The 501-nt window shown below is 66.1% G+C and carries 1 protein-coding gene; it reads left to right on the forward strand.

The features are described from left to right. A partial coding sequence (locus tag NKJ88_RS32975) for a sigma-70 family RNA polymerase sigma factor (RefSeq protein ID WP_352446989.1) occupies positions 1 to 501 on the forward strand: 501 nt, incomplete at both ends.

Raw genomic sequence — 501 nt, forward strand, 5'->3', positions numbered from 1 at the left:
CCGACCGCTTCGGCGAAGTGGTAATGCCCCATCTCGCCGACGCGCTTTCGCTGGCCCGCTGGCTGACCGGCAATGCCACCGACGCAGAGGATGTCGTGCAGGACGCCTGCATGAAGGCACACGCCAACATCGCAAGCTATGGAGGCGGCAATGCACGTGCCTGGCTGCTCACCATCGTTCGCAACTCGTGCTACACATGGCTGGCGCGCAATCGCCCGCGCAGCATCGTCTCGGTGGGTGACCTCGGTGATCTCGACGAGGTGAGCGCCGCTCACGCAGTCGATCTGACAGAGAGCGAAAGCCCGGAGGCGAGCCTGATCGCGAAGGCAGACGTGGCGGCCATGGAAGCGGCGATCGCCGCTCTGCCGCAACCCTTTCGAGAAACGCTCGTGCTGCGCGACGTGAATGGCCTCGCCTACCGCGATATCGCAGCCATGCTGGGCGTGCCGATGGGCACGGTGATGTCGCGGCTGGCGCGGGCGCGTGGCCTGCTGATCTCTG

This window comes from Mesorhizobium sp. M0016 (assembly GCF_040324035.1).
Classification (GTDB): domain Bacteria; phylum Pseudomonadota; class Alphaproteobacteria; order Rhizobiales; family Rhizobiaceae; genus Mesorhizobium.